The organism is Geodermatophilus sp. URMC 62, from assembly GCF_052931475.1.
Genome location: NZ_JBRFHY010000001.1, coordinates 3,042,309 through 3,065,554 on the forward strand (window position 1 = coordinate 3,042,309; position 23,246 = coordinate 3,065,554).

At 75.0% G+C, this 23,246-nt stretch carries 28 protein-coding genes; 19 read left to right on the plus strand and 9 right to left on the minus strand.

Going from position 1 to position 23,246, the window contains the following annotated elements:
- Positions 1 to 63 precede the first annotated feature (63 nt).
- From ACU616_RS14815 to ACU616_RS14835, 5 genes are all read left to right on the plus strand, one after another.
- Positions 64 to 981: a cation diffusion facilitator family transporter gene (locus ACU616_RS14815; RefSeq protein WP_446759210.1), complete on the plus strand. Its 918-nt coding sequence runs from the start codon at positions 64 to 66 to the stop codon at positions 979 to 981.
- Between the two features lie 154 nt (positions 982 to 1,135).
- On the plus strand, positions 1,136 to 2,122 hold the full coding sequence (locus ACU616_RS14820; protein WP_446759211.1) for a cytochrome c oxidase assembly protein: 987 nt from the start codon (positions 1,136 to 1,138) through the stop codon (positions 2,120 to 2,122).
- 77 nt (positions 2,123 to 2,199) lie between these two features.
- Positions 2,200 to 2,715, plus strand: a complete 516-nt coding sequence (locus ACU616_RS14825; protein WP_446759212.1) for a metallophosphoesterase family protein — start codon at positions 2,200 to 2,202, stop codon at positions 2,713 to 2,715.
- A gap of 207 nt (positions 2,716 to 2,922) precedes the next feature.
- Positions 2,923 to 3,963, plus strand: a complete 1,041-nt coding sequence (locus ACU616_RS14830; protein WP_446759213.1) for an MFS transporter — start codon at positions 2,923 to 2,925, stop codon at positions 3,961 to 3,963.
- Between the two features lie 29 nt (positions 3,964 to 3,992).
- A complete protein-coding gene (locus tag ACU616_RS14835) occupies positions 3,993 to 4,817 on the plus strand; it encodes a putative RNA methyltransferase (RefSeq protein ID WP_446761486.1) in 825 nt (274 codons plus the stop codon).
- Positions 4,818 to 4,927: 110 nt separating this feature from the next.
- Here the strand turns inward: ACU616_RS14835 and ACU616_RS14840 are convergent, their stop codons facing one another.
- Complete coding sequence (locus tag ACU616_RS14840; RefSeq protein WP_446759214.1) at positions 4,928 to 5,209, minus strand: GlsB/YeaQ/YmgE family stress response membrane protein; 282 nt, start codon at positions 5,207 to 5,209, stop codon at positions 4,928 to 4,930.
- 216 nt (positions 5,210 to 5,425) lie between these two features.
- On the opposite strand from ACU616_RS14840, the gene ctaD reads away from it, so the two are divergent.
- Both ctaD and serB read left to right on the plus strand, forming a co-directional pair.
- Positions 5,426 to 7,183 carry an aa3-type cytochrome oxidase subunit I gene (gene ctaD, locus ACU616_RS14845; protein ID WP_446759215.1) on the plus strand — a complete coding sequence of 586 codons (1,758 nt, stop codon included), beginning with the start codon at positions 5,426 to 5,428 and terminating at the stop codon, positions 7,181 to 7,183.
- Between the two features lie 179 nt (positions 7,184 to 7,362).
- The gene (serB, locus tag ACU616_RS14850; RefSeq protein ID WP_446759216.1) at positions 7,363 to 8,631 is read left to right on the plus strand and encodes a phosphoserine phosphatase SerB; all 1,269 of its coding nucleotides are present in this window, start codon (positions 7,363 to 7,365) and stop codon (positions 8,629 to 8,631) included.
- 170 nt (positions 8,632 to 8,801) lie between these two features.
- On the opposite strand, the gene ACU616_RS14855 is transcribed toward serB, so the two are convergent.
- The 3 genes from ACU616_RS14855 to ACU616_RS14865 all read right to left on the minus strand — a co-directional run bounded on the left by ACU616_RS14855 (position 8,802) and on the right by ACU616_RS14865 (position 11,717).
- Entirely contained in the window at positions 8,802 to 9,725 is a 924-nt protein-coding gene (locus tag ACU616_RS14855) for an IS5 family transposase (RefSeq protein WP_446759217.1), read from the minus strand.
- A 113-nt stretch (positions 9,726 to 9,838) separates the two neighbouring features.
- Positions 9,839 to 10,414, minus strand: coding sequence for an isochorismatase family protein (locus ACU616_RS14860; protein WP_446759218.1), 576 nt, complete (start codon positions 10,412 to 10,414; stop codon positions 9,839 to 9,841).
- 19 nt (positions 10,415 to 10,433) lie between these two features.
- Complete coding sequence (locus ACU616_RS14865; RefSeq protein WP_446759219.1) at positions 10,434 to 11,717, minus strand: nicotinate phosphoribosyltransferase; 1,284 nt, start codon at positions 11,715 to 11,717, stop codon at positions 10,434 to 10,436.
- A gap of 36 nt (positions 11,718 to 11,753) precedes the next feature.
- Here ACU616_RS14865 and clpS point away from each other — a divergent pair, with 36 nt between their 5' ends.
- Both clpS and ACU616_RS14875 read left to right on the plus strand, forming a co-directional pair.
- Entirely contained in the window at positions 11,754 to 12,050 is a 297-nt protein-coding gene (gene clpS, locus ACU616_RS14870) for an ATP-dependent Clp protease adapter ClpS (protein WP_446759220.1), read from the plus strand.
- Positions 12,047 to 12,544 (plus strand): DUF2017 family protein, encoded by a 498-nt coding sequence (locus ACU616_RS14875; RefSeq protein ID WP_446759221.1) that lies wholly within the window; start codon positions 12,047 to 12,049, stop codon positions 12,542 to 12,544. The genes clpS and ACU616_RS14875 overlap by 4 nt, the downstream gene beginning before the upstream one ends.
- Here ACU616_RS14875 and ACU616_RS14880 read toward each other — a convergent pair.
- Positions 12,483 to 12,839: a hypothetical protein gene (locus tag ACU616_RS14880; RefSeq protein WP_446759222.1), complete on the minus strand. Its 357-nt coding sequence runs from the start codon at positions 12,837 to 12,839 to the stop codon at positions 12,483 to 12,485. The two genes, ACU616_RS14875 and ACU616_RS14880, sit on opposite strands and share 62 nt — an antisense overlap.
- A 95-nt stretch (positions 12,840 to 12,934) precedes the next feature.
- Here ACU616_RS14880 and ACU616_RS14885 point away from each other — a divergent pair, with 95 nt between their 5' ends.
- The 6 genes from ACU616_RS14885 (at position 12,935) to ACU616_RS14910 (ending at position 16,368) form a co-directional block, all read left to right on the plus strand.
- Positions 12,935 to 13,408: a Mov34/MPN/PAD-1 family protein gene (locus ACU616_RS14885; protein ID WP_446759223.1), complete on the plus strand. Its 474-nt coding sequence runs from the start codon at positions 12,935 to 12,937 to the stop codon at positions 13,406 to 13,408.
- 167 nt (positions 13,409 to 13,575) lie between these two features.
- Complete coding sequence (locus tag ACU616_RS14890) at positions 13,576 to 13,854, plus strand: MoaD/ThiS family protein (RefSeq protein WP_446759224.1); 279 nt, start codon at positions 13,576 to 13,578, stop codon at positions 13,852 to 13,854.
- A 46-nt stretch (positions 13,855 to 13,900) separates the two neighbouring features.
- Positions 13,901 to 14,851 (plus strand): PLP-dependent cysteine synthase family protein, encoded by a 951-nt coding sequence (locus ACU616_RS14895; RefSeq protein WP_446759225.1) that lies wholly within the window; start codon positions 13,901 to 13,903, stop codon positions 14,849 to 14,851.
- Positions 14,851 to 15,261 carry a hypothetical protein gene (locus ACU616_RS14900; protein ID WP_446759226.1) on the plus strand — a complete coding sequence of 137 codons (411 nt, stop codon included), beginning with the start codon at positions 14,851 to 14,853 and terminating at the stop codon, positions 15,259 to 15,261. Before ACU616_RS14895 ends, ACU616_RS14900 begins: the two co-directional genes overlap by 1 nt.
- Positions 15,210 to 15,563 carry an HAD-IA family hydrolase gene (locus ACU616_RS14905; protein ID WP_446759227.1) on the plus strand — a complete coding sequence of 118 codons (354 nt, stop codon included), beginning with the start codon at positions 15,210 to 15,212 and terminating at the stop codon, positions 15,561 to 15,563. Before ACU616_RS14900 ends, ACU616_RS14905 begins: the two co-directional genes overlap by 52 nt.
- Positions 15,564 to 15,630: 67 nt before the next feature.
- Positions 15,631 to 16,368, plus strand: a complete 738-nt coding sequence (locus ACU616_RS14910; RefSeq protein ID WP_446759228.1) for an MBL fold metallo-hydrolase — start codon at positions 15,631 to 15,633, stop codon at positions 16,366 to 16,368.
- Between the two features lie 155 nt (positions 16,369 to 16,523).
- On the opposite strand, the gene ACU616_RS14915 is transcribed toward ACU616_RS14910, so the two are convergent.
- A complete protein-coding gene (locus tag ACU616_RS14915) occupies positions 16,524 to 17,096 on the minus strand; it encodes a GNAT family N-acetyltransferase (RefSeq protein WP_446761487.1) in 573 nt (190 codons plus the stop codon).
- Positions 17,097 to 17,163: 67 nt separating this feature from the next.
- Between ACU616_RS14915 and ligD the strand changes: the two genes are divergently transcribed.
- The 3 genes from ligD (at position 17,164) to ACU616_RS14930 (ending at position 20,042) form a co-directional block, all read left to right on the plus strand.
- Positions 17,164 to 18,117 (plus strand): non-homologous end-joining DNA ligase LigD, encoded by a 954-nt coding sequence (gene ligD, locus ACU616_RS14920; RefSeq protein WP_446759229.1) that lies wholly within the window; start codon positions 17,164 to 17,166, stop codon positions 18,115 to 18,117.
- Positions 18,118 to 18,218: 101 nt separating this feature from the next.
- A complete protein-coding gene (locus ACU616_RS14925; protein WP_446759230.1) occupies positions 18,219 to 18,698 on the plus strand; it encodes a DUF4262 domain-containing protein in 480 nt (159 codons plus the stop codon).
- Between the two features lie 132 nt (positions 18,699 to 18,830).
- Positions 18,831 to 20,042, plus strand: coding sequence for a low temperature requirement protein A (locus ACU616_RS14930; protein ID WP_446759231.1), 1,212 nt, complete (start codon positions 18,831 to 18,833; stop codon positions 20,040 to 20,042).
- A 12-nt stretch (positions 20,043 to 20,054) separates the two neighbouring features.
- Here ACU616_RS14930 and gndA read toward each other — a convergent pair whose 3' ends face one another.
- Positions 20,055 to 21,491: an NADP-dependent phosphogluconate dehydrogenase gene (gene gndA / locus ACU616_RS14935; protein ID WP_446759232.1), complete on the minus strand. Its 1,437-nt coding sequence runs from the start codon at positions 21,489 to 21,491 to the stop codon at positions 20,055 to 20,057.
- A 152-nt stretch (positions 21,492 to 21,643) separates the two neighbouring features.
- Between gndA and ACU616_RS14940 the strand changes: the two genes are divergently transcribed.
- Positions 21,644 to 22,234: a QsdR family transcriptional regulator gene (locus ACU616_RS14940; protein WP_446759233.1), complete on the plus strand. Its 591-nt coding sequence runs from the start codon at positions 21,644 to 21,646 to the stop codon at positions 22,232 to 22,234.
- Positions 22,235 to 22,289: 55 nt separating this feature from the next.
- Here the strand turns inward: ACU616_RS14940 and bcp are convergent, their stop codons facing one another.
- Together bcp and ACU616_RS14950 are read right to left on the minus strand one after the other, a co-directional pair.
- On the minus strand, positions 22,290 to 22,778 hold the full coding sequence (gene bcp / locus ACU616_RS14945; protein WP_446759234.1) for a thioredoxin-dependent thiol peroxidase: 489 nt from the start codon (positions 22,776 to 22,778) through the stop codon (positions 22,290 to 22,292).
- 55 nt (positions 22,779 to 22,833) lie between these two features.
- Entirely contained in the window at positions 22,834 to 23,238 is a 405-nt protein-coding gene (locus ACU616_RS14950; RefSeq protein ID WP_446759235.1) for a YjbQ family protein, read from the minus strand.
- Between the last annotated feature and the right edge of the window lie 8 nt (positions 23,239 to 23,246).

A 23,246-nucleotide genomic window follows, 5' to 3' on the forward strand; every position in this document is an offset into this window, starting at 1 on the left:
CCCGGCCGGTCCGGGCTGGCGGGCGCGCCGGCGGGGGACACTGCACCCGAGGGAGGGGGGTACATGGGCGCCGGTCACGCGCACGACCACGGCACCGCGGCGGGGGGCTCCCGCAGCCGGCTGGCGGTCGTCCTCGGGCTCACCGTCGCGGTGCTGCTCGCCGAGGTCGTCGGGTCGTTGGTGTCCGGGTCGCTGGCCCTGCTCGCCGACGCCGGGCACATGGCCACCGACGCGCTCGGCGTCGGGCTGGCCCTCGGCGCGGTCACGCTCGCGCAGCGCCCGGCCCGCGGACGGCGCACGTTCGGCTGGCAGCGCGTGGAGATCCTCGCCGCCGTCGCCAACGGCCTGCTGCTGACCGCCGTCGCGGTCGTGGTGGTCGTCGAGGCGGTCCGCCGGGTCGGCGACCCGCCCGAGATCGACTCCGGGGTGGTGCTCGCCGTCGCCGCCGCGGGCCTGGCCGCGAACCTCGCCGCCCTGGCGCTGCTGCACCGGGGCCGGCGCAGCTCGCTCGCCGTCCGCGGTGCCCACCTGGAGGTGCTCGGCGACGCGCTCGGCTCGGTCGCCGTCCTGGTCGCCGCCGGCGTCGTCGCCGTCACCGGCTGGACCCCGGCGGACACGCTCGCCGCGCTGCTCGTCGGCTGCCTGGTGCTCCCGCGCGCGTGGACGTTGCTGCGCGAGGCGCTCGACGTCCTGCTCGAGGCCGCCCCTCGCGACGTCGACCTCGACGAGGTCCGGGCGCACGTGCTCAGCGTCGAGGGCGTCGTCGGGGTCCACGACCTGCACGCCTGGACGATCACCTCGGGGCTGCCGGTGCTGTCGGCGCACGTCGTCGTCACCGACGAGGCGCTGGAGGCCGGTCACGGCGGGCGCGTGCTCGACGCGCTCGGCAGCTGCCTGGGCGACCACTTCGACGTCGCGCACTGCACCTTCCAGATCGAGGCCGAGGCGCACGCCGGCCACGAGTCGCCCGTCCACGACTGAGGAAGGACCCCCTCGCCCCCCACGCCTCGCACGCTCGGCGCGGGCCCCTGCCAGGGGGCCGTTCCAGTACGTCACCAGGCCCTGCGAGGGGGCCACCCCCTGCCGCGCCGAGTGGGACAGTGGGGAGCGCACGGCGATCGGATGGGAGGCGCAGGTGGAGCACGGGCACCACTCGGGCATGTGGGTGCCCGGCGAGCCGCCCACGTGGGGGCGGGTGTTCCTGCCCCACCTGGACGCCTGGTCGGTGTTGCCGGTTCTCGCCCTCCTCGGACTGGCCGCCTACCTGGTCGGCGTGGTGCGGCTGCGCCGCTCGGGCGTGGCCTGGCCGTGGTGGCGGACGGCGTCCTCCGTCAGCGGCTGCCTGGCGCTGTTCGCCGTCACCGGGACCTGGCTCAACGGCTACAGCATGGTGCTGTTCAGCGTGCACATGGCCCAGCACATGGTGCTGTCGATGGTGGTGCCGCTGCTGGTCCTGCTCGGCCGGCCGATGACGCTGGCGCTGCGGGCGCTCCCACGGGGGAGGGGCGTGGCCGGCGTGCCGCGCGCGCTGCTGCTCGACGCGCTGCACAGCCGGGTGGCGCGGTTCGTCGCCCACCCGCTGTTCACGCTGCCGCTGTTCCTGGTCAGCCTCTACGGCGTCTACTTCACGCCCGTCTTCGACGCCCTCATGGGCGACCCGGTCGGGCACCAGTTCATGCTCGCCCACTTCACCGTGACCGGGCTGCTGTTCTTCGGGCCGATCCTGGCCCAGGACCCGTGGCCCCGGCAGGTGGGCCACGCCGGCCGCATCCTCGAGCTGCTGATCCCGATGCCGCTGCACGCCTTCTTCGGCGTCGCGATCATGATGGCCAGCTCGCTGGTGGTCCGGACCTTCGCCGAGCCGCCCGCCGGCTGGGGCGTCGACCCCCTGACCGACCAGAACACCGCCGGCAGCATCGCCTGGTCCTTCGGCGAGCTGCCGACGCTGCTCGTCCTCGCCATCGTGCTGTTCTCCTGGATGGGCTCGGAGGAGCGCCGCGGGCAGCGGATCAGCCGGGCCGCCGAGCGCGACGACGACGCCGAGCTCAAGGCCTACAACGCCCGCCTCAAGGCGATGGCCGCGCGCGTAGGGGACCCCCGGGCGGTGACCCCCGGGCGGTGACCTCGGGCCCAGCCGCCGGGCCGAGGGCCGGCTCCTGCGGCGCCGTCGGCCGGGGCGGCCTCTGCGACCATGGGCGCGTGCCCGTCTCGTTGGTCGTCATGGCCGACACGCACCTCCCCAGGCGCGCGCGGGACCTGCCCCCCGGGCTCTGGGCCGCGGTCGACGCCGCCGACCTGGTGGTGCACGCCGGCGACTGGGTCGACGTCGCCCTGCTCGACGCGCTCGAGGCGCGCTCGCGCCGGCTGCTCGCCTGCCACGGCAACAACGACCACGGGCCGCTGCGCGAGCGGCTGCCGGAGGTGGCGCGGGCCGACGTCGAGGGACTGCGGATCGCCGTCGTCCACGAGACCGGCGACGCCCAGGGACGGGAGCGCCGCTGCGCCGCCCGCTTCCCCGACACCGACGTCCTCTTCTTCGGCCACAGCCACATCCCGTGGGACACCACGACCGGCACCGGCCTGCGACTGCTCAACCCCGGCTCGCCCACCGACCGCCGTCGCCAGCCGCACGGCACCTTCGTGACCGCCGTCGCCGCCGACGGCGTCCTGTCCGAGGTGACCTTCCACCCGGTGCCGCGCGAGCCGCGGCCGTGACGGCCGCCCGGTGACCGCACCGGGAGCCCTGCCCGCCGCCCGCTGGCGGTACCTCGGCGTCGGGCTCACCGGGCTGGTCGCCGCGTGCGCGGCGCAGAACGGACTGCCCTTCCTGACCGTCGCGCTGCGCGAGGAGGGGCTGAGCCTGCCGCAGGTGGGACTCCTGGTGAGCGCGCCCACGGCCGGCCTCGTGCTCACCCTGCTGCTGTGGGGGCGCTGGCCGACCGCCACGGCGAGCGCCTCGTGCTCTCCTGCGGTCTGGCGATCACCGCCGGCGGGCTCGGTGGCGCCGCGCTCGCCGACTCCGCCCTCCCCACCGGCCTGTGGCTGCTGCTGGCCGGCGGGGGTAGCGGCTCGGTGCACGCGGCCAGCGGCCGGCTGGTGCTCGGCTGGTTCCCGCCGGCGCAGCGTGGCCTGGCGATGGGCATCCGCCAGGCCGGGCAGCCGCTGGGGGTCGGCCTGGCGGCCCTCCTCCTCCCGCGGCTGGCCGGCGACGGTCCCGGTGGCGCGTTCGCGGTCCTGGCGGCCGGCTGCGCGGTCACCGCGGTCCTGGTGGCGGCGTTCGTCCGCGACCCGGCCCGCCCGGCCGCGGCCGACGGCGTCCCGCGGCCGCCCTCGCCGTACCGCGGCCCGGTGCTCTGGCGGGTGCACGCGGCCAGCACGCTGCTGGTGGTGCCGCAGTTCGCCGTCGCCGGGCTGGCCTTCGACTGGCTGGTGCACGACGCGGGCTGGGGCGTCGCGGCCGCCGGGACGCTCCTCGCCGTCACCCAGGTCGGCGGCGTGGCGGCGCGCCTGGGCGCGGGGATCTGGTCCGACCGGGTGGGCAGCCGGCTGGGCCCGCTGCGCCGGGTGGCGGCCACCGTGGCCGTCGTCGTCGGGGTGCTGGCGCTCGTCGCCGCGCTGACGCCGGAGGTCCTCGGCCCGGCCGTGGCGGCCGCCGCGGCCGCGCTCGCCGCGGTGGCCACGGTCAGTCCCAACGGGGTGGCCTTCACCTCGGTGGCCGAGCGAGCCGGCAGCGCCTGGGCCGGGCGGGCACTGGGCGCGCACAACACGGCGCAGAACCTGGCCGCGGCGCTCACCGTGCCGCTGGCCGCGCTGCTGGTCGACGCCGGCCCGGGCTACCCGGCCGCCTTCGCCGTGGGCGCAGCCGCCGCGCTCGTCGCCGTGCCCGTCGTGCCCGGGCGTGCGGTCGAGGCCCCGCCCCCGCCGGCGCAGCCACCCGTGGCCGCGGCCGCGGGCACCCCGTGACGGCCCGGCGGCCCTGGCCGGCCCGGGCGGTGGCCCTGCTGGCCTGCCCGGTGTGCGGGCAGCCGCTCGCGGCCCTGCCCGGGGACGCCGGCCTGCGCTGCCCGGCCGGCCACGCCTTCGACCGCGCCCGCCAGGGCCACGTCACGCTGCTGCCGCCGGGGCACACGCCGCCGTCCGGTGACACCGCCGCGATGGTGGCCGACCGGGCCGAGGTGCTCTCCGCCGGCACCTACGCCGGGCTGACCCGGGTGCTCACCGACGCGGTCGCCGCCGGCGAGGGGCCCGTGGACGGCGTCCTGGACCTCGGCGGCGGCACGGGCCACCACCTGGCCGGCGTGCTCGACCGGCTGCCCGGCGCGGTCGGCCTGGTGCTCGACGCGTCGCGCTACGCGGCGCGGCGGGCGGCCGGGGCCTCGCCGCGCGTGCTCGCCGTCGTCGCGGACACCTGGGCCCGGCTGCCGGTCCGCGACGCCGCCGTCGACCGGGTGACGGTCGTCTTCGCGCCGCGCAACGGGCCCGAGACCGCGCGGGTGCTGCGTCCCGGCGGCCGGCTGGTCGTGGCCACGCCGGCGCCGGACCACCTGGCCGAGCTGGTCGGCCCACTGGGCCTGCTGCGGGTGGACCCGGACAAGGCCGCGCGGTTGTCGGCGGCGCTCGAGCCGCACCTGGCACCGGCCGGCGGGGTGCAGCACCGGGAGGAGCTGGTGCTCGACCGGCGCGCCGTCACCACGGTGGTGGGGATGGGGCCGCACGCCCGGCACCTCGCGCCGGAGCAGCTGGCCGCGGCGGTGGCCCGGCTGCCGGCGCAGGTGCGGGTGACCCTCGCCGTCGACGTTACCACCTGGACGGTCTGACGTCCCCGGGGCCCGTGTCCCGGACGCGCAGGAGGGGCCCGGCCGACCGGCCGGGCCCCTCCTGGAGCGGCACTCGGGTGCCCCACCGTCCCCCGAGGCGGGGTGCCCGCTCAGCGGGCGATGCGCCCGCGGTTCTTCGTCGCCGAGACGTAGATCAGCAGCACGATGATCGCTCCGATGATCGACCCGATGATCCCGGAGGTGCCGATCTCGAACCGGTGCGGCTCGAAGATCAGGCTGCCGAGCAGGTTGCCGACGAAGGAGCCGATGATGCCCAGGACGATGGTCATGCCGACGCTCATCGACTGCTTGCCGGGGACCAGCGCACGTGCGATGAAGCCGGCGATCGCACCGACGATGATCAGCACGATGATGTTCCAGAGAAGCTCCACGGTGGACCTCCTGAGGGGACTGGCCGGGGTGGCCGTGGCCCCGGGATCTCCGGGGACGGACGGGTTGGTTCCCCTCCTGACCAGCGTGGAAACGCGAAGTGATCACCCACCCGGTCGGGTGGCGCCCGTCCCGGCACGCCGGCGGGGGCGGGAGGCCCGGCGTGCCCGCCCGGTCGGGCCGGACGGGCCCGCCGGACACGGTCTAAGCTGCGGCTCGTGACGATCGCGCCCGCACCGATCGTGAGCCGGCCGAGCCCGGCTCGCGAGGTCCGGAGAGGGTCGCAGCTGTCGAACCTGCTGCGGACCACGGACCACAAGACCATCGGCCTGATGTACATGGCCACCTCGTTCGCCTACTTCGTGATCGGCGGCTTCATGGCCATGCTGATCCGAGGCGAACTGGGGCAGCCGGGGCTGCAGTTCCTCTCCCCGGAGCAGTACAACCAGCTGGTCACGATGCACGGCACGGTCATGCTGCTGATGTTCGCGACGCCGCTGTTCTTCGCGTTCTCCAACCTGATCATGCCGCTGCAGATCGGCGCGCCCGACGTCGCGTTCCCGCGGCTGAACGCGTTCTCCTTCTGGCTGTTCTTCTTCGGCAGCGCGATCGTCGTGTCGGGCTTCTTCACCCCTGGTGGGGCCGCCGACTTCGGCTGGTACGCCTACGCCCCGCTCTCCGACGTCGTGCACACCCCCGGCGTGGGCCCGAACATGTGGTTCGCGGGCCTGGCGGTCAGTGGTCTGGGCACGATCCTCGGCGCGGTCAACTTCATCACCACCATCGCGTGCCTCCGGGCGCCGGGCATGACCCTGTTCCGGATGCCGATCTTCACCTGGAACACGCTGGTCACCAGCCTGCTGGTGCTCTTCGCGTTCCCGATCCTCACCGCGGCGATCATGGCCATGCTGGCCGACCGCAACCTCGGGGCCCTCGTCTACTCCGACGAGAACGGCGGCCCGATGCTGTGGCAGCACCTCTTCTGGTTCTTCGGCCACCCCGAGGTCTACATCATCGCGCTGCCGTTCTTCGGCATCATCACCGAGATCATCCCGGTGTTCAGCCGCAAGCCGCTGTTCGGCTACAAGGGCATGGTCGCCGCGACCCTGCTCATCGGTGGCCTCTCGGTGACGGTGTGGGCGCACCACATGTTCGCCACCGGCGCGATCCTGCTGCCGTTCTTCTCGTTCCTGACCTACCTCATCGCCGTGCCGACCGGGATCAAGTTCTTCAACTGGATCGGCAGCATGTGGCGCGGGCAGCTCACCTTCGAGACGCCGATGCTGTTCTCGATCGGCTTCCTGGTGACCTTCCTCCTCGGCGGGCTGACGGGCGTGCTGCTGGGCAGCCCGCCGCTGGACTGGCACGTCAACGACAGCTACTTCGTCGTCGCCCACTTCCACTACGTCGTCTTCGGCACCGTGGTGTTCGCCGCCTACGCCGGCATCTACTTCTGGTTCCCGAAGATGGCCGGCCGGATGATGGACGAGCGGCTGGGCAAGCTGCACTTCTGGCTGACGTTCATCGGCTTCCACGCCACGTTCCTGGTGCAGCACTGGCTGGGTACCCAGGGCATGCCGCGCCGCTACGTCGACTACCTGCCCGAGGACGGCTTCACGACGCTGCACGTGATCTCGACGATCGGGTCGTTCATCCTCGGCGCCTCGACCATCCCGTTCCTCTACAACGTGGCGAAGTCGTGGAAGTACGGCCGGCTCGCGCTGCGCGACGACCCCTGGGGGCACGGCAACTCGCTGGAGTGGGCCACCTCGTCCCCGCCGCCGCGGCACAACTTCACCGAGATCCCGCGGATCCGGTCGGAGCGTCCGGCCTTCGAGGCGCACTACCCGCACCTCATCGAGCGGTTGCACCGCGAAGCGCACGTCGGCAAGCGGCACGAGCCCTACGCCGGCGCCAGCGAGCTGGTCAGCGGCACCGGGCCCCGGCAGGGCCCGAACGACCCCGACCCCTTCTGACGAAGGACCTCCCTGCCCCCCCACCGCTCGTTCCTCGCGGCGGGGCCCCTGCAGGGAGGCCACCAGGGAGGCCGTTCCAGCACGTCACCACCGACGCCCCGTCGGCTCCGGCCGGCGGGGCGTCGGCGTCTGCGCGGCCGGCCGACCGGGCGGGGGAGCGGCCCGGGGGGTGCGGCACGATGGCGGCCGTGCCGCTCGACCCCGCTCCCCGCCTCCCTGCGGACACCGTCGCCGGCGGCCCGCGCGCGCTCCTGACCGTCACGGGTGTCGACCGGCCCGGCGTGACGGCCCGCCTCTTCGGGGCGCTGGCCGAGGGCGCCGACGGCCTCCCGCCGGTCGAGGTGGTCGACGTCGAGCAGGTCGTCGTGCACGGCCACCTGGTGCTCGGCGTCGTCCTGGCTGCCCTGCCCGTCGACGGGCCGGTCGACGAGGCCGTCTTCCTCTCCGGGCTGGCCCGGCTCGGTGCCGGGGTCGCCGAGGCCACAGGGGTCCGGGTGGAGGTCGAGTCGGCCTCCGACCGCGGCCCGGACGGCGCCCGCCCCGGCCGGCCCCACCACGTCATCCTGCTCGGTCGCCCGGTGCCGCCCGGGGCGGTCGCGGGAGCCGCCACGGCCATCGCGGGGGTCGGCGGCAACATCGACGCCATCCGCCGGCTGTCGGACTACCCCGTCACCAGCCTGGAGCTGACCGTCTCCGGCGCCGCGGCCACCGCGCTGCGCACCGCACTGGCCGCCGTCGCCGCCGCGAGCGGTGCCGACATCGCCGTCGAGCAGGCGGGGCTCACCCGGCGCAGCAAGCGGCTGATCGTCCTCGACGTCGACTCGACCCTCGTCCGCGGCGAGGTCATCGACGAGCTCGCCGCCCGGGCCGGCCGCGCCGCCGAGGTCGCCCGCATCACCGCCGCCGCGATGAACGGCGAGCTCGACTTCGCCGAGTCGCTGCGCGCCCGCGTCGGGACCCTGACCGGGCTGCCGGTGGAGGTGCTCGACGAGGTCCGGGAGCACCTGGAGCTCACCCCGGGGGCCCGCACGCTCATCCGGACGCTGCAGCGGCTCGGCTTCCGCTGCGGCATCGTGAGCGGCGGCTTCAGCCAGATCACCGACCCGCTCGCGGCCTCGCTCGGCCTGGACTTCGCGGCGGCCAACACCCTCGAGGTGGCCGACGGCCGGCTCACCGGCGGGCTCGTGGGCGAGATCGTCGACCGGGCCGGCAAGGCGCGGGCACTGGCCCGCTTCGCCGCCGAGCACGGCATCCCGCTCGACCAGACGGTGGCCGTCGGCGACGGCGCCAACGACCTCGACATGCTCAACGCCGCCGGCCTGGGCATCGCCTTCAACGCCAAGCCGGTGGTGCGCGAGCAGGCCCACGCCGCGCTCAACCAGCCCTACCTCGACGCCGTCCTGCAGGTCCTCGGCTTCACCCGCGACGAGGTCCTCGACGCGATGTGATGCTGCGTCATCTGTCGGCCTACCGGCCTCCACCGCGGCAGGTGCCCGGAAGGACCTCGGTGCCCGCCACGCCTCGCACGCTCAGGCGGAGGGCCCTGCACCGGGGCCGATCGACGCGCTGAGCCCCGCTACGACGTCCCGTCGCAGGCGGCCGAGGGGCCTGTGCAGCGCTAGGCCCTGTTTGAAAGGTCGCGCAGCCAGATGTCGATGTCGCTGATCTGGACGGTGGCCTCGTAGCGGACGGCGAGCTTGTCGTAGCGGGTGGCGAAGCCGCGGTGCTGTTTGTGCAGGTTGATGCCGCATTCGACGGCATGCCGCTGCCGGTAGCGGGCCGGGTCGAACGTCGGCGGTCGACCGCCGACGGAGCCCTTCTTGCGCCGGTTGGCCTGCTGGTCGGCCTTGACCGGGATGGTCGCCAGGATGCCGCGGCGGCGCAGATAGGCGCGGTTGGCCCGGCTGGAGTAGGCCTTGTCGGCCAGCACCCGATCCGGTCGGGTGCGCGGGCGACCCGGACCGGTGCGGTGTGGCACCCGGATCCGCTCGAGCACGGTGGTGAACTGCGGGCTGTCGGCCGCCTGCCCGGGGGTGAGCGCGGTGGCCAGCGTCTTGCGGCCGGCCTCGACGGCCAGGTGCACCTTCGTCGACAAGCCACCGCGGGAGCGGCCCAGCGTGTGATCGGGCGGCTCCCCGGCCGGCGGAGTGCGCTGGGCTTCGGGATGGCGGCGGGCGCCGGCGGCGTGCTGATGCGCCCGGTTGACCGTGGAGTCCACCGACACCACCCACTCGATTCCTCCGGCCTCCTCGCCCAGCGCCCGTAGTCCGGTGAGGATCGCGGGCCATCGGCCGGCCAGCTGCCAGGCGCGGAACAGGCCGTAGATGCTCTGCCAGGTGCCGTAGCGCTCGGGCACGTCCCGCCAGGGACAGCCGGTCCGGGTGCGGAAGCGGATGCCGTCGACGAGCTGGCGCAGGGTCCATTTCCGGGGTCTGCCGGGCTTCCTGCCGACCGGGAGCAGCGACTCCAGCAGCACGGCGAGGATCGCCCACTGCTCGTCGGTCAGGTCATGGCGGGCACCGGCGGGTAGGGTGCCGTCCACGAGGTCTCCGTGGTGAGGGTCTTCTTGGTCGTTGATCCCTCTACCGGAGACCTCGCCTTTTCTCCGGCACCGACACGCCGCCCCCGGCCCCCGAGCGACTTCCCAAACAGGGCCTAACGGCTCGTCGGGACGCTGCCCTCGAGCTCGACGCCGGCGGTGCGCAGCTGCTCCAGGGCCGCCTCGGTCGAGGCCTGGGCGACGCCGGCGGTCAGGTGCAGCAGCACCCGGGTCGCGAAGCCCTCGCCGACGGCGTCGAGCGCGGTGGCCCGCACGCAGTGGTCGGTGGCGATCCCGACGACGTCGACGGCGTCCACGCCGCGCTCCCGCAGCCACTCGGCCAAGAGCACCCCGTCCGCGCGGCCCTCGAAGCCGGAGTAGGCCGCCGCGTACTCGCCCTTGTCGAAGACGGCCTCCAGCGGCTCCCGCTCCAGCGCGGGGTGCAGCTCCACCCCGCCGGTGCCGACGACGCAGTGCGCCGGCCAGGTCTCGAGGAAGTCCGGCTGCTCGGCGAAGTGGCCGCCGGGGTCGACGTGGTGGTCCCGGGTGGCGACGACGTGCGCGTACTCGCCGGCCGCCTCGCGGGCGTGCGCGCTGATCGCCGCGGCCACCGCCGCCCCGCCGGCCACCGCGAGGCTGCCTCCCTCGCAGAAGTCGTTCTGCACGTCGACCACCACCAGCGCGCGGGTCATCGCCGCCCTCCCTCCGGGCTCACGCCGTCACCGTCTCCAGGGCCGGTTCCCCGCGCGAGAGCGCCCACGCCTCCGGCGGCAGCGCCTCCCGCACCCGCCGGTGGTGCGCCGTGGCCGCGGCCAGCGCGTCGGCCGGGGAGGCGGGGTCGACCACCCGCCCGCCGCGCACCAGCTCGACCAGCAGCGGGCGGTCGCCGTCGCGGGGCTCGACCGGGCCGCTGGCGACCACCTCGGCGGTCGCGGTCCCGTCGGCGTCGTGCCGGCGGACGGCGGTCTTGCGGCCACCGACGGAGTTCTTGCCCTCCGACCGCTTGGCCACCGGCACCCCGTCGCGCTCGACGAGCTTGTAGACCATCCCGGCGGTCGGGGCGCCCGACCCGGTCACCAGCGAGGTGCCCACGCCGTAGCCGTCGACCGGCGCGGCCATGAGCCCGGAGATCGCGAACTCGTCGAGGTCGCTGGTGACGATGACGCGCGTCCCCGTGGCACCCAGCTCGTCGAGCTGCCGGCGGGCAGCGGTGGCCAGCGTGGGCAGGTCGCCGGAGTCCAGCCGGATCGCCCCCAGCTCGGGCCCGGCCACCGCGACGGCGTTGCGGATGCCCTGGACGACGTCGTAGGTGTCCACCAGCAGCGTGGTGTCCGCGCCCAGGGCCTCGACCTGGGCGCGGAACGCGGCGGTCTCGTCGTCGTGCAGCAGCGTGAACGCGTGCGCGCTGGTGCCCGTCGTCGGCACGCCGTAGCGCCGGCCGGCCTCCAGGTTGGACGTGGCCACGAAACCGACCAGGCTGGCGGCGCGCGCCGCGGCGACGGCGGCCTGCTCGTGCGTGCGGCGCGAGCCCATCTCGATGCAGGGCCGCTCGCAGGCCGCGCCCACCATCCGGGCGGCGGCCGAGGCGATCGCGCTGTCGTGGTTGAGCACCGACAGCACCAGCGTCTCGAGCAGCACGCCCTCGGCGAAGGGCGCGCGCACGGTCAGGACCGGGGAGCCGGGGAAGAACAGCTCGCCCTCGGCGTAGCCCTCGACGTCGCCGGAGAAGCGGAAGCCGGCCAGCCAGTCGAGCAGCCGGCCGTCGGTGAGCCCCTGCGCGCGCAGGGTCTCGAGCTCGTCGTCGTCGAAGCAGAAGGCGGGGAGCTGCTCGAGCAGGCGGCCGGTGCCGGCGACGACGCCGTAGCGGCGGCCGTGCGGCAGCCGCCGCGCGAAGACCTCGAACACGCAGTCGCGGTCGGCGGTGCCGTCGGCGAGGGCGGCGGCGACCATCGTCAACTCGTACCGGTCGGTGAGGAGGGCGGGACCCGTCGGCATGGCCGGAGCCTAGGTGGGCCGTCCTAGAGTGGTGACGTGGCCGGACCCCTCGCGCCGACGCGGACACCCGAGACCACGGTCGACGAGACCGCCGACCTCGACCGGCCGTGGGTCACGGTCGTGTGGAACGACCCGGTGAACCTCATGACCTACGTGACCCACGTGCTGCGGGAGCTGTTCGGCTACGACGAGCCGACGGCCACCGAGCTGATGCTGCAGGTGCACCACGAGGGCAAGGCGATCGTGAGCTCCGGCCCGCGCGAGCGGATGGAGCACGACACCAGCCGGCTGCACGCCTACGGCCTGTGGGCCACCTACCAGCGGGACTCATGAAGCCGTTCCGGCGCAGGGGTGAGGACGTCGTCGCCCGCCTGGACCCCGCCGAGGCCGGTGTCCTCGGCCTCCTGCTCGACCAGCTCGAGCAGTTGCTGGCCGCCGACCCCGCCGACGTCGAGGGCGACCCGGTCATGGACCGGCTGCTGCCCGCCGGGCACCGCAGCGACCCGCGGCTGGCCGCCGACTACCGCGAGATGACTGAGTCGGCGCTGCGCAGCGGCAAGACCGACGACCTCGCCGCCGTCCGGGCGACGCTGGCGGCCGGGGGCGGGGAGGTGCGCCTGGACCGCGAGCAGGCCGGCGCCTGGCTGCGCACCACCAACGACCTGCGGCTGGCGCTGGGGGAGCGGATCGGCGTCACCGAGGAGACCGAGCCGCCCGACGACCCGGCCGGCGAGGAGGGCCAGCAGCTGGCCGTCTACTACTGGCTCACCGCGCTGCAGGGGTCGCTCGTCGACGCGGTCGCCGCCGGTCGCCCCGGCCGAAGGTGAGCACCACCAGCACCGCGAGCAGCAGGTCGAGGACGAAGAACACCGACACCAGGCTGGGCATCTCCAGGTCGCGCACCAGCGCCCCGACGGCGGAGACGAGCACCACCGCGGACAGGACCAGCACCAGCAGCAGGGTGAGCCCGCGGACTGCGACGAGCAGGACCAGCGAGACGCGGTCGGCGGTGACGTCGCTGCTGTAGTGGCCGGCGCGCCGGGTCAGGCCCCGCAGACCGAGCCACAGCGACGGCAGGGCGAACAGGGCCACGCCGAGGACCATGAGCAGCTCGAGCACCACGGTCCCGCACCGTATCCGGTCGGTGACCTGCCGCTGATCAGGCCGGGTGCCGACCGTCGTCCCGGCCGCTGCGGGGCGGCGCCTAGACTGGTGCCGTGCTGCGCATCGACCGCGCGACCTACGACGCCATCGTGGCCCACGCCCGGGAGGACCACCCGGACGAGGCCTGTGGCGTCGTCGCCGGTCCCGAGGGCAGCGACCGTCCCGAGCGGTTCATCCCGATGCTCAACGCCGCGCGGTCGCCGACGTTCTACGAGTTCGACTCGGCCGACCTGCTGAAGCTGTACCGGGAGATGGACGACCGCGACGAGGAACCGGTCGTCGTCTACCACTCGCACACCGCGACCGAGGCGTACCCGTCGCGGACCGACGTCAGCTACGCGTCGGAGCCGAACGCGCACTACGTCCTCGTCTCCACCCGGCACCACGGCGGGCAGACCGGGCTGGCCGGTGACGAGGTCGAGTTCCGCAGCTTCCGCATCGTCGACGGCCAGGTGACCGAGGAGGACGTCGAGGTCGTCGAGTCCTACCTGTTCGGCCACTCGCCGACGACCGTCGTCTACGACTGAGCTAGGACCCTCCTGCCCCTCACCGCTCGCAGGCTCGCGGTGGGCCCTGCAGGAGGGCCGCCGGGGCCACTGCGGAATGCCCGGCCCAGAGCGGGCGTTGCCCGCACCGACACGCGCTTCCCGAGCACTCCCGCACGTCCCCACCCTCCCGAGGAGAACCGCACACCATGGCCATCGAGGTCCGGATCCCGACCATCCTGCGCACCCACACCGGCGGCAACAAGACCGTCGAGGGCAGCGGGGACACCCTGGCCGCGCTCGTCGACGACCTCGACGCCCAGCACCCGGGCCTCAAGGGCCGGCTGGTGACCGAGGAGGGCAAGCTGCACCGCTTCGTCAACGTCTACGTCAACGACGAGGACGTGCGCTTCACCGGGGCGCTCGACACCCAGGTCAAGGACGGCGACTCGGTGACGATCCTCCCGGCGGTCGCCGGCGGCTGCTGACGCCTCCCTCGTCGTCCTCCCGCCCCGTCTCCCGGAAGAGCACCCGATGGCCCGCTTCGCCTCCCTCGTCGACTCCCTCGGTGGCACCCCGCTCGTGGGGCTGCCGTCCCTGTCGCCGACCTCCGACGTGCGGCTGTGGGCCAAGCTGGAGGACCACAACCCCACCGGCTCGATCAAGGACCGGGCCGCCATCTCGATGATCGAGGCGGCGGAGAAGGAGGGGACGCTGCAGCCCGGCGCCACCATCCTGGAGCCGACCAGCGGCAACACCGGCATCTCGCTGGCGATGGTGGCCCGGCAGCGCGGCTACCGCCTGATCTGCGTCATGCCGGAGAACACCTCGGTGGAGCGCCGCCAGCTGCTGGAGATGTACGGCGCGCAGATCATCAGCTCGCCGGCCGCCGGCGGCTCCAACCAGGCCGTCGCGATGGCCAAGGAGCTGGCCGCCGAGCACGACGACTGGGTGATGCTCTACCAGTACGGCAACCCGGCCAACGCCGACGCGCACTACACCGGCACCGGCCCGGAGATCCTCGCCGACCTGCCCTCGATCACCCACTTCGTCGCCGGGCTGGGCACCACCGGCACGCTCATGGGCTGCTCGCGCTACTTCCGCGAGCACAAGCCCGGCGTCCAGGTGATCGCCGCCGAGCCGCGCTACGGCGAGCTGGTCTACGGCCTGCGCAACATCGACGAGGGGTTCATCCCCGAGCTCTACGACGCCGAGCTGCTCGACTCGCGGTTCTCCGTCGGCCCCGAGGACGCCATCCACCGCACCCGGCAGCTGGTCGAGCGCGAGGGCATCTTCGCCGGCATCTCGACCGGGGCGATCCTGCACGCGGCGCTCGGCATCGCCGACAAGGAGGTCGCGGCGGGCCGCAGGGCCGACATCGTGTTCATCGTCTGCGACGGCGGCTGGAAGTACCTCTCCACCGGCGCCTACGCCGGCACCCTCGACGAGGCCACCGCGGCGCTCGAGGGCCAGCTCTGGGCGTGATGACGGGCGAAGGACCCGCCCACTCGCCGGCTCGCGGCGGGGCCCTGCAGGAGGACCGTTCCGGGAACCTCGCGCTGCCCGCCCGCGGGCTGCTGTTCGACCACGACGGCGTCCTCGTCGACTCCGACGTCGCGGTCACGGCCTCCTGGTCGCGGTGGGCCACCGAGCAGGGGCTCGACCCCGCCGGCGTGCCGGCGGTGGTGCACGGACGCCGGTCGGCCGACACCGTCGCCGACCTCGTGCCCGGGACGCGGCAGGCACGGGCGACCGCGCTCATCGACCGCTACGAGCTCGAGGACGCCGAGACGGTGCCCACCGTCGCCGGCGCTGCGAGCTGCTGGCCACCCTGCCCCCGCGGGTGTGGGCCGTCGTCACCTCCGGCACGCCGGACCTGGCGACCGCGCGGCTGACCGCCGCCGGTCTGCTGCCCGAGGCGGTGGTCGCCGGGCCCGACGTGGCCGGCGGCACGCCCGACCCGGAGTGCTACCGCCTCGGCGCGCGGGTACTGCGCCTGTGCCCCGAGGAGACCGTCGTGCTCGAGGACAGTCCGGCCGGTGTGGCCGCCGGGCGCGCGGCCGGCGCCCGGGTCGTCGGGATCGGCGAGCGGGCCCTCCCGGCCGGCGCGGACGTCGTCGTGCGCGACCTCACCGGGCTGCGCTGGGCCGACGGGGTCCTGCGGGTGGCGGCCGGGGCCGTGCTGCAGCTCACCTGAGCCCGGTGGTTAGCCTGGCGCCCGCCATGGGGAGCGAGCGCGGACACGGCCGGCAGGGGTGCGCGGCGTGCGGCTGACCGTCGTCGGGTGCTCCGGCAGCGGCCCCGGCCCGACCTCCGCGGCGTCCTGCTACCTGGTGGAGGAGGACGGCTTCCGGCTGCTGCTCGACCTCGGCAGCGGGGCCTTTGGCACCCTGCAGGCGCTGGTCGACCCCGACGCCATCGACGCGGTCTACCTCTCCCACCTGCACGCCGACCACTGCCTCGACGTCGCCCCGCTGGTCGTCTGGCACCGCTACTCGGGGCGCTCCTCGCGGCGCCGGGTGCCGCTGATCGCGCCCGCGGGCGCCGACCGGCGACTGGCCGCCGCCTACGACGCCGGCGGTGCTCCGCTGACCGACGTCTTCGACTTCGCGGTCACCCCGGTCTCGGCCCGGCTCGGGCCCTTCACCGTGCAGACCGCCCGCACCGCGCACCCCATCGAGTGCCACGCCATCCGGCTAACCGCGCACGGCAGGTCGCTGGTCTACACCGGCGACACCGGACCGAGCCAGGCCGTCGTCGACCTGGCGTCCGGAGCCGACGTGCTGCTCGCCGAGGCCGCCCACCCCGAGCGCGAGGGCCTGCCGGCCGACCTGCACCTCACCGGGCGGCAGGCCGGCCAGGTCGCTGCCGCCGCCCGGGTGCGACGCCTGCTGGTCACGCACGTGCCCGCCTGGGTGGACCCACTGGCGCAGCTGGCCGCCGCCCGGGCGGTGTTCCCCGCCGCCGAGCTGGTGCGCCCCGGCGCGACCTACGAGGTCTGAACGCGACGCGCCACGATCAGGCGCGCCACGATCAGGCGCGCCGCGATCAGGGGCGCCACGATCAGGGAACCTGATCGTGGCGCGTCCTCCCTCACCGTGCACCGTGAGGGAGGACGCGCCGCGGTGCGGGAGGACGTCGTCCGGACGGCCCCGGGTCAGCCCCGCGGGGCCGCCGTCCCGGGGAGACGGCGCGCCAGGCGGACCATGGGGACCGGCTCGTCGCCGGCTCGCCGGGGGTGCGGGACGACGTCGACCCGGCGGTACCCCGCCCGCTGCGCCGTCCGCAGCGAGGCCGTGTTGCCCGGCTCGACGAAGAGCTCCAGTCGGTCGAGGCCCGGGAGGGTGGCGGCGAACGCCGTGACGGCGCGCAGCGCGCGGGTGGCCACGCCCCGCCGGCGGGCGCACGGCGCGACGAGGTACCCGACCGTCCCCACACCCTCGGCCCAGCGGTCGAGCCACAGGCCGACCTGCCCGACGGCGCGGTCGGTGGCTCCCTCGGCGACCGCGAACGAGAAACCCGCGCCCTCGGCCCACCGCCGGTGCTGGCGCGCGATCCACGCGCGGGCGGCAGGCTCGTCCGCCCCCTCGGGCAGCGTGCTGACCGCCGCCACACGGGGGTCGCCGGCCAGGTCGAGCACCGTGTCGACGTCGTCGTCGCGGAAGGCGCGCAGCCGGACGCCGTCCTGCTCCGGCGGGACCGCGGGCCACGCGGGGAGCCGGGGCCGCATCACCCGGCGGACCGTATCCCGGGTCGGACCGCTTGCCGTGGCCGGACGAGCCGGGCACGGTGGGCCGGTGGCCGACGACGAACGGGACGGCGTCCGGCTGAGCAGCCTCGACGCCCCGCTGGGCGACGGGCTCGGGGTGACCAAGGGCGACCTGGTCGACCACCTCGACGCCTTCGCCTCCCGCCTGGTGCCGCAGCTCGCCGGCCGGCCGCTGTCGGTGAAGCGGGTGCGCCCCGGCCAGGAGCCGTTCATGCAGCGCAACGTGCCCAAGGGCGCGCCGGACTGGGTGCCGACCGTCCCCGTCTGGTCGTTCGGCGCGCACCGCGAGGTGCACCAGGTGCTCTGCGACGACCGGCGCACCCTGCTGTGGCTGGCCAACCAGCGGGCGGTCGAGTTCCACGTCCCCTTCTTCGTCGCCGGCGCGGAGACCGAGCCGACCGGCATCGTGCTCGACCTCGACCCGCCGGAGGGCGCCGACTTCGACGTCGTCGTCCGGGCCGCGGAGCTCGTGCGGCGGGCCCTCGCCGGTGCCGGGCTCGCCGGCGCGGTGAAGACCAGCGGGTCCAAGGGCGTGCACGTCGTCGTCCCGGTGCGCAGGGTCGGGCCCGAGGACGCCGCCGCCGCGACCCGCGCCCTGGCCGCCCGAGCCGCCGCGCTCGACCCCGACCTGGCCACCACCGCCTACATCCGCGAGGACCGGCACGGCCGGGTCTTCCTCGACTCGACCCGCTCGGGCTCCTCGACGATCGTGGTCGCCTACAGCCCCCGCATCCGCCCGGGCCTGCCGGTGTCGGCGCCGGTCGCGTGGGAGGACCTGCCGTCCGTGCGGCCCGGGGACGTCACCGTGCGGACGGCGCCGGAGCGGCTGGGGGACGGCGACCCGTGGACGGCGCTGCTGCCCGACCCGCAGGTGCTGCCCGCCGACCTGGTCGCCGAGGGCCACACCATCCCGGTCGCGCGGGTGGCCGCCATGCACGAGGGCAAGCGGCGGGCGCGGGCGAAGCGGGTCGCCGAGGGCTGAGCGCCGACGATCCGGCTGCCGTCGTCCACAGCGGGGCCGTCCGTCCACCACCGGCTGTGCGCAGGCGCGTCCTGTCGGTGCCGAACCGCAGGCTCGCGGCCATGAGCACCGACCCGCAGACCACCGCCTGGCTCGACCAGGAGGACGCCCACCTCGCCGCGGTCATCCGCCGCGCCCGCTTCGCCGTCCAGTACGTCGGCCCCGGTGAGGGTCCGGGCGAACCCGCCTTCGGCTACACGATCGGCCTGTTCGGCCTCGGCCACCCCGAGCTGGTCGTCGTCGGCCGGCACGCGCACGCCACACATGCGCTGCTCGACGCGGTGGCGGCGGAGGTGGTGGCCGGCCGGTCGCTCGTGCCCGGGGAACTGCTCGACGCGGCCGGGGAGCAGCTGGTCGTGGAGGAGTGCCCCAACCCGGGCGCGGTGCTGCTCGGCGCCAACCGCTGGTATCAGCGGCCGGCCGAGTACTCGGTGCCCGCCCAGCAGCTGGCCTGGGCCTCACCGGCCGGCTGCTTCCCCTGGGACGCCGGCTGGGACGGCGGCCCGCACGGGCAGCCCCGGCCGGGCACCTGGACGGCCTGAGCCGGCCGGCCGCGGAGGGGGTCGTCGCCGGCCGCGGCAGCCGCCATCATGTCCGGACGTCACGGGGAGCCGGGACCGCCCGGCCGGTGGGAGGTGCAGGTGCGCGAGCGAGCCGATCGACCGTCCGGGGCGGTGCGCGCCCGGGCCCGGGTGCTGCTGACCGGGGAGGACCACGCGGTCACCACCCTGGAGCTGTTCTTCGACCTGGTCTTCGTCTTCGCGATCACGCAGGTGACGGCCCTCATGGCCGAGGACATCGGCTGGCGCAGCGCCCTGCGCGGCCTGGTGGTCCTCGCGCTGCTGTGGTGGGCGTGGAGCAGCTACGCCTGGCTGGGCAACCAGGCCCGGGCCGACGAGGGCGTGGTGCGCACGGCGGTGATCGTCGCGATGGGGGCGCTGTTCCTCGTCGCCCTGTCCATCCCGGAGGCGTGGGCCGACGAGGGCGGTGGGCTCAGCGCGCCGCTGCTCCTCGCCGCGTGCATCACGGTCGTGCGGCTGGGGCACCTGGCCGTCTACCTCGTCGCGGCCGGGGAGGACGCCGGCCTGCGCCGCCAGCTGCGCCGGACGGCGGGACCGGTGGTCGTCGCCGGGGCGCTGCTCGTGGCCGGTGCCCTCCTCGGAGGGACGGCGCAGACGCTGCTGTGGTTGCTGGCTCTCGCGGTCGACTACACCGGCATCTACGTCTCGGGTGCCGACTGGCGACTGCCCGCGCCGCGGCACTTCGCCGAGCGGTACGGACTGATCGTCATCATCGCGATCGGTGAGTCGCTGATCGCCGTCGGCGTCGGGGTGACCGACCTGCCGCTCACCCTGCCGATCGTGGTCGTCGGGCTGCTCGGGCTGACGGTCAGCGTGTGCCTGTGGTGGTCCTACTTCGACGTCGTCGCGCCGGTGGCCGAGCGGGTGCTGGCCGGCAAGCAGGGCAGCGACCGGATCCGGCTGGCCCGCGACTCCTACACCTACCTGCACTTCCCAATGATCGCCGGGATCATCTTCACCGCCCTGGGGCTGAAGAAGGTGGCCGAGTACGTCGGCGACACCGGGCACCACGCGCTCACCGACCCCCTCACGGGCACCGGGCTGTGGGCCCTGTGCGCCGGGGTCGCGGTCTACCTGCTCGCGCACCTGGGGTTCCGGCTGCGCAACGTCGGCTCGGTGAACCGGCCGCGCGCGGTCGTCGCCGTGCTGCTCCTCGCGGCCCCGCTCGCCCTGCGGCACGCACCGGCGCTGGTCTCGCTCGCCGTCCTGGCCGCCGTCCTGGTGACGATGCTGGGCTACGAGGTCGTGCGCTACGCCGACGCCCGGGCCCGCGTGCGGCAGGAGGTGGCGCACGAGCACGGGTGAGCCGGCCGGCGCTCAGCCGGCGGACACCTCCCGCCGGTCCTCCGACCAGAGGGTGTGGAACGTGCCCTCGCGGTCGACCCGCCGGTAGGTGTGCGCCCCGAACAGGTCGCGCAGGCCCTGGATGAGGGCGGCCGGCAGCCGCTCGGCGCGCAGGCCGTCGTAGTAGGCGAGCGCGCTGGCGAAGCCGGGCGCCGGGATGCCGGCGCGGGCCGCCTCGACCACCACCGTGCGCCAGCCCTCCTGGCACTCGGCGACGGCGTCGCGGAAGTAGGGGTGCACCAGCAGCGTGGCCAGGTCCGGCTCGTCGGTGTAGGCCTGCCGGATCCGGTCGAGGAAGCGGGCGCGGATGATGCAGCCGCCCCGCCAGATGGTGGCCAGCGCGGCGCGGTCGACGTCCCAGCCGTGGGTCTGCGCGCCCGCGGCGATCTGGTCGAAGCCCTGCGCGTAGGCCACCACCTTCGACGCGTACAGCGCCTGCCGCACCGCCTCGACGAAGCCGTCCCGGTCGGCCACCGGCTCCGGCACCGACGACGGGCCGGGCAGCACCTCCCGGGCGGGGCCCCGCTGCTCGGCGTGCCCGGACAGCGCGCGGGCGAACACCGCCTCGGCGATGCCGCTGACCGGCACCCCGAGGTCCAGCGCGGACTGCACGGTCCAGCGACCGGTGCCCTTCTGCTCGGCCTCGTCGAGCACGACGTCGACGAAGGGCCGGCCGGTGTCGGCGTCGACGTGCCGCAGCACCTCGGCGGTGATCTCGATCAGGTAGGAGTCGAGGTCGCCCTCGTTCCAGCCGGCGAACACCTCCCCGATCTCGGCGGGGGACAGGCCCACCCGGGCGCGCAGCAGGTCGTAGGCCTCGGCAATGAGCTGCATGTCGGCGTACTCGATGCCGTTGTGCACCATCTTCACGAAGTGACCGGCGCCGTCCCCGCCGACGTGCGTGCAGCACGGCGTGCCGTCCACGACGGCCGCGATGCTCTCCAGCAGCGGGCCGACCAGCCGGTAGGCCTCGGCGGAGCCGCCGGGCATGATGCTCGGGCCGAGCAGCGCCCCCTCCTCGCCGCCGCTGATGCCCGAGCCGACGAAGTGCACACCCTTCTCGGACAGCTCCGCGGTCCGCCGGATGGTGTCGGTGTAGCGCGCGTTGCCGCCGTCGACGAGGACGTCGCCCTCCTCGAGCAGGTCCATCAGGTCCTTGACGACGGCGTCGGTCGAGGCCCCGGCCTGGACCATGACGATGATCCGGCGCGGCCGCCGCAGGGTGGTGACGAACTCCTGGATCGAGCCGGTCGCGACGAACTCGCCCTCGTCGCCGTGCGCCGCGAGCAGCGCGTCGGTGCGCGCCCGCGTGCGGTTGTGGACGACGACCCGGCAGCCGTGACGCGCCAGGTTGCGGGCGAGGTTGGCACCCATCGTGGCCAGGCCGGTGACGCCGATCTCTTCGCTCATGCTCCAGCATCGTGCCGCACCCGACGCGGGGCCCGCGACGCCACGGGTTCGCGGGCCTCCGGCTCGCCGGGCGCGGGGCTCCTCGCGCGGGCGGGCGACGTCCCCACCCGGACGGTGTACCCGCAGGTCACCGCGGTCCTAGGCTCAGCGGTGTGATCGCGCCCCCGGAAGAGGTCGTCCGTCGGGCTGCGCTCACGCTGCTGCGCGAGGAGCGCCTGGACACCACCGTCCTGGCCGCGGAGCTCGGCATCTCCCGCGTGACGCTGTTCCGCCGCGTCGGCAACCGCGACGCCATCCTCGGCGAGGCGCTGTGGTGGCTCGCCGAGCGCACGCTCCACCAGGCGGCCGAGAACCACGACGTACGGTCGCGGGCCGACGGCGACCCCGACCGGCTGCGGAGCCTGGTGGTCATCGAGGACTTCCGCGCGGTGCTCGGGACGGCGCCGGCGCTGCGCCGCTTCATCGACGACGAGCCGGCCACCGCGCTGCGCATCCTCACCGACCCGCGCGGCCGGGTGCAGCCGCGGATGGTCGAGGCCTACACCGCCCTGTTCGAGCGCGACGTCGAGGCGCGCGGCCTGACGTCGGAGGTGCCGCTGCCGCTGCTGTCCTACGCGGTCGTGCGGCTGGGGGAGTCGTTCCTCTACTCCGACGTGATGGTCTCGCGCGAGCCCGACCTCGGGGCCGCGGCGACGGTCTGCGACGCGCTGGTCACCGGCGTCCTCGGGCTGCGGGCCGCCTGAGCCCCGCGGACCCGGGCCTCCCGCCGGCCCGAGCCCCTGTCGAGCGCCGGCCGGCTCAGCCCAGGCCGAGGTCGCGGCGCAGCTTGGCGACGTGCCCGGTGGCCTTGACGTTGTAGGCGGCGCGCTCGATGCGGCCCTCGGCGTCGATCACGAAGGTCGACCGGATGACGCCCTGCACCTCCTTGCCGTACAGCTTCTTGGTGCCGTACGCGCCGTAGGCGGCCAGGACCCGCTTGTCGGGGTCGGAGACGAGGGTGATGCCCAGGCCCTCCTGCTCGCGGAAGCGCTGCAGCTTCTCCGGCGGGTCGGGGGAGATGCCGATGATGTCCAGGCCCGCCTCGGCCAGTTCGCCGGCCGCGGCGGTGAAGTCGACCGCCTGCGTCGTGCAGCCCGGGGTCAGCGCGGCGGGGTAGCAGTAGACGATCACCCGGCGGCCGCGGTGGTCGGCGAGCGAGACCGGGGTGCCGTCGGCGTCGGGCAGGGTGAAGTCCGGAGCCGGGTCACCGGGAGCGAGCCGGACGGGGGTGGGCGCGGTCTCGGTCATGCCCGGCATCCTGCCGTGCCCCGGGGAGGGGACGGCAGCGGGGCCGAGCGGCGCACTACCCGGCGAGGAAGGACAGCCGCACCTGCCGCTGCGGGTTGTCGCCGTTCGGGTCGACGAGGCAGATCGACTGCCAGGTGCCCAGCTGCAGCCGCCCGCCGACCACCGGCACGCTGGTGGACGGCGGCACGAACGCGGGCAGCACGTGGTCGCGGCCGTGACCGGGGCTGCCGTGCCGGTGCCGCCAGCGGTCGTCGCGGGGCAACAGCTCGTCGAGCTGGGCGAGCAGGTCCTCGTCGCTGCCTGCGCCGGTCTCGATGATCGCGACGCCGGCCGTCGCGTGCGGGACGAACACCTGCAGCAGCCCGTCGCCCTCGCCGCGCACGAACTCCGCGCACTCCGCGGTCAGGTCGACCACCGCAGGCGTCCCGCCGGTTCGCACCGTCCGCAGCTCCGATCGCATGGCCGAGA